The organism is Rhodococcus sp. (in: high G+C Gram-positive bacteria), assembly GCF_049286785.1.
Classification (GTDB): domain Bacteria; phylum Actinomycetota; class Actinomycetes; order Mycobacteriales; family Mycobacteriaceae; genus Rhodococcus_F.
The window spans coordinates 1-4,473 of record NZ_JBAQEO010000249.1; the positions used below are offsets into that span (position 1 = coordinate 1).

3 protein-coding genes are annotated in these 4,473 nt (G+C 69.8%); all 3 read right to left on the reverse strand.

Features of this window, described 5'->3' with window-relative positions; translation table 11 throughout:
- Positions 1 to 68: 68 nt before the first annotated feature.
- The 3 genes from WAW17_RS10175 to WAW17_RS10185 are packed head-to-tail and all read right to left on the reverse strand — an operon-like array spanning position 69 to position 3,897.
- Positions 69 to 1,301: a TniQ family protein gene (locus tag WAW17_RS10175; protein WP_422332862.1), complete on the reverse strand. Its 1,233-nt coding sequence runs from the start codon at positions 1,299 to 1,301 to the stop codon at positions 69 to 71.
- Positions 1,298 to 2,209 (reverse strand): TniB family NTP-binding protein, encoded by a 912-nt coding sequence (locus WAW17_RS10180; protein WP_422332863.1) that lies wholly within the window; start codon positions 2,207 to 2,209, stop codon positions 1,298 to 1,300. Before WAW17_RS10180 ends, WAW17_RS10175 begins: the two co-directional genes overlap by 4 nt.
- A 2-nt stretch (positions 2,210 to 2,211) precedes the next feature.
- The gene (locus tag WAW17_RS10185; protein ID WP_422332864.1) at positions 2,212 to 3,897 is read right to left on the reverse strand and encodes a Mu transposase C-terminal domain-containing protein; all 1,686 of its coding nucleotides are present in this window, start codon (positions 3,895 to 3,897) and stop codon (positions 2,212 to 2,214) included.
- Positions 3,898 to 4,473: the final 576 nt, after the last annotated feature.

Genomic DNA, 4,473 nt, shown 5'->3' on the forward strand with positions numbered 1-4,473 from the left:
TGCACGTCGTGTGCGGTGCGGCAGGGACTGCGGCGGACGTGCGCGGACGCGGATCTCATGGCGCCAATCTAACCCGGCGACTGCGCGTTTTCCGGCTGGGCCGGGGTGGTGTCGGGAACAGGGAGTGCAATGCCGTGCTGGGCGAACGCCGTACGCAACCGCAGCACCGCAGCCTCGGTGCGACATCCGTTGCGGGCGAGCGCGAACAGCGTCTCGGCGGCCGCAGGGTCCTGCCGGGCCGCCGCGATCGCCGCTTCCATGCTCGAGTGCACGCGCGCCCACAGCGTTGCGGTCTCGTCGCCGGACACCGGGTGCACCGAGCGGGGCGGTGACGGGCGGCGGGTGAGCCGGCCACCGAAGACGGTCGTCGCCGGCCATGGGCACAGCAGGGGCCCGTGGGTACCTCGCGCGGTGATCGTTCCGGCGCCGAGCAGGTCGATCGCGACGGCGGCCGCGGCGAGCAGGTCCGCCTGCGCCGGCCAGTCCAGATCTTCGAAGGTGGTGGTCAACGCCCGTGGGGGCCTGCGGCCGACGATGGTCCAGATGCGGCGCAGGTCATCGGCGCCGGGCCCGGCGGCACGGAACGGGGTGCACAGCTCGTCGAGCAGAGTGCGCAGCATGCGGAACCAGACCCCGGCATGCACCGCCCGCCGCGGCAGGGGGACGGTGCCGACGTCCAGCGCCTGGGCGGTGAGCGCGTCCAGGGCGGCCTCGGGGCCGGTGGTCGTCCGGAGGTCTGGTTCGTCGGCCTCCCAGCGCACCAGTAGGTGCGGGAGCGCGGCGCAGGATTCGAGTCGTCGGCGGTGGGCGGGACACCCGAGGGTCAGCGGCAGCTGCCCGATCAGGGGGATCGAACACGGCCCGGACGGCGCGACGCAGTCCGGGCAGGCGCGGGTAATCCGGTTCGCGCTCACCCAAGGCCGCCACCGCGCAGAGGCGGGGGCGCGGACGGCCGGATCGCGCCGATCGGTGGGGAGCAGGATCGAGAGTTGATGGACGTAGGTGGGAAACGAACAGCGGCCCGGGTCGGGGTTGTCGAGCAGCCACGGCGCCCATCCGGCCAGGCTCATCGGGCGCAGCCGATCCATGGGGACGCCGCTGCGGGCGGCAATGGTGTCGAGCAAGGCCGGTGGAGGGTCGTCGTCGAGTTCTCGCGCGGTCACGGTCCGGTGGCTGAGGTCGTGTTCGAGGAGTTCGCCGATGCTCAGCGCATACAGATGCGCAATCCGGTACAACCAGGACGAGAGCGCTTCCCCGGCCCGGGGTGGTGGGTGCAGGGGCCATTTCCCCGTGCGGGTCACAGCAGTTCGCGTTCGAACTGGCGGCGGCGTTCGCTCGGACCGATGTAGGCGGCGACGGTCAGCGCGCGCCGGTTGATCGCTTCCTCCCCGGTTTCCACGGCGGCGACGGCGGCCGCGGTCAGCAACATGGCAAGCTCACCGATGGTGCCCTCGCAGCGGGCCAGCAGGTATCCGGTCATCTCGTCGCCGCTCAGATGCGAGCGGGCGCGCAGCGGATAGCTGGCGGCGAAACTGGCCAGCAGGGACCGCGTGTCCGAGTCGTCGCCCCACAGCGGCAGGGAGATCGGCAGGAATCGGTTCTCGAGTTGGTCGTCGGTGCGGATCGCCAAATAGGCGTCCCGGGTGCCGACGCCAACGAGGGGGATTTTCAGTTCATTGCCGAGGTAGCGCAGCAGGTTCAGGAATTCGCGGCGGACGTTGTCGCGGCCGGCGAGGATGTTGTGGATCTCGTCGATTACCAGCAGCCGCACCCCGGTACGGCGCAGCAACGTAAGGGTGAGCTGTTCGAGTTCGGCGATCCGCCGGTGCGGGCGCAGCGGGGCACCGAGAGCGGCGAGCACCGCGAGGTAGAAACGGCTGATCGAGGGGTCCGAGGGCATCTGCACACACAGAACGGGGATCTGTTCGGCGTCGTCGCCGCTGACCGGCGGATACCGGCGGCGGAACTTCTCGACGATCATCGACTTGCCGTTGTTGGTCGGCCCGATGATGAGCAGGTTCGGCATCCGTTGCCGGGCGGGCCAGTTCAGCAGGGTGTCGAGTTGCTTCACGGCCGCGCGGGCGCGGGGATAGCCGATCCACCGCTCGGCGCGAATGTGCCGGATCCGCTCGTGATCGGGCAAGGCGGCGATCGGACGGATCGGCGCATGCAGGTGGTCGAGATCTTCCGGCGCCGGGGTGTCGACCATTTTCACCATTCCTCGATGTCGTCGAACACTGCCACCGGAGCGTCGTCTCCCGCGGTGAGCGCCGGGTCCGGTGGCGGCTGCACCCGGTTGGCGGGTTCGGGTGGGCGCAGGTGGCGGCGGCGTTCGGTGTTGCGGCGAGCTGTGCGGGTGGCTTTGCGTGCGGTGCTGGTGATCTCGCGCATCGTGTCGAGCATCTGGAACAGCGCCGCCTCGTCGACTTCGGTGCGGCCCCGCTCGCGCAGGCGGGTGAGCGCGGCACGTTGTTCCCACAGGGTGATCGGAGGGCGGGACAGGGTGCGGTAGGGCACCTCCAGATAGGTGGTGCCGCCCGGGTCGAGCACCCAGATGCGGCTGAGATCGCGGGGATCGCGCCGCAGGACGAACTTGCCCAGCTGCTCGCGGCGCGCGATCCACGGTTTGAGGGCGGTCGAAAAGTAGTGGATGTGGTCGACGACGAATCCGGTGCGGGTCAGTCGGCGCCGGAGCACCGGCAGGAAGTCGATCAGGAACACGGCCCGATTCGCCGCTATCGGTGGGGGAGTGGGCAGGGCGGAGATGCCGTCCGCCCACCGCCCGGCGGGGGTCTGCCGCAGCCCGGAGTGAACGGTGCCGTGATACGACCCGACAGCGAGCGCCAGCCAGCGTTCCAGCTCTGACAGGGTCAGGACCGCGGTCTGTTCGGGGTCGTAGCTGCCGCGGGCAGTGGGATTGGAGAAGGTGGTGCCGGGAAGCTCGTGAACGCGGGTCATGGCGGTGCCGATGAGGCGTTCGACGATGCCGCCGTAGTGCGGTCGGCCGAGTGGCCGGTAGTTGGGGTCGATGCCGTGCTGCTGGCAGCCACGGTGCAGCGCTTCGCTGTGGAACTCGGCCGCGTTGTCGACGTACAAGTGGCGCGGTTTTCCGCTCATCGGCCATGTCATCTGCTCGCCGACGCCGATGTTGTCGAGCCAGGGGCGTTTGTCGCAACACACCTGCCCGAGGCACAGTCCCACCGATACCGCGGATGGCGGCTCGAGGGTGAGGACGAAACCCAGCACACAACGGCTGAACACGTCGATCGCGACCGTCAGGTAGGGACGTCCGATGGGTTGCCGGTCGCGTTCGTCGACCACCATCACATCGACCACGGTGTGATCGATCTGCACCTGCTCGAGCGGCTCACCGATGCCCGGGGCGGTGCCGCCAGCGGACCGCCGGCTGCGCGCGGCGGGGGAGTCGGTGCCTTCCCGCTTCCGGGCGACCGCCCCGGGGTGCAGGGCGGCAATCCGCGCCGCCACCGTGTTGCGGGCCGGCACCGGCAGCTGCCGGTGCACGCAGACGCCCACGATGGCCCGATATACCACTGCCACGGCAGGCTTTTGGCGTTTGAGGTACATCCTCGTCAGGTGGTCGGCGATCACCTCGTCCACCTCCTCGGGCAGACGCCGCGCACCGCGGCCCCCGGATGAGCGGCCAGGGAGCAGATCGGTGACCGTGCCCGAACCGGTTCGCAGCCGATGCACCAGTGCGTACACCTGCCGCCGCGACACACCCAGCCGCGCCGCCGCCTCATCGGCCGCCGCGTGCCCGATCGCATCCATCAGGGCCAACGGGGCGATCACCGCGAACCGCGCACACGCGCACTCCCATTCAGAATCGGCGGCGGTCAGCACACCGGTCTCGGTGACCGCAGGCTCTCCCGCGGTCACCGCACATCCCACATCAGGTGGCGCACCACTGATCGACGCTAGTGGCCGAGACCGACGATCGGCAGCGCTATCGACAAATCCCGAAGCCGTCGGAATATGTGGTGGACTGAGGTTCCGGGGCCGGGGAATCTGATGTGGTGGCCGTGGACCCGCAACCTGTGGATCATCGGGGTATGTGGCGGCTGCGGTGGCCGGCGGTGTCGGCCCTGACGACCGGGAGCGTGCAGGTTCACGGCCCCGAGTTCTGACTCCTCTTCCGGGCATGACGCTGCACCTGACCGTAATCAGGGTGTACCCGACCGGCCTCGAGATGCGGATGCTGTTCACCGCCAACGGCGCTGCCGCCGAACTGGCCCGGGCGCGAGACCCGGGCCCTGACCGACCCGGCGGACATCTCGGAGTGCCGGTCCTACCTGGACGTGCAGGTTGCCATCGACGATCTCACCGGGCAAGCCGACCCCTTCCACCCCCTGACCAGGTCGCTCGACACCGGTGTGGCGACCGAGTACCGGACCGCCCCGCGCTACTGGATCCACCCCTATCCGCACTCGCAGGCGGTGTTGATCACCGCCGAAT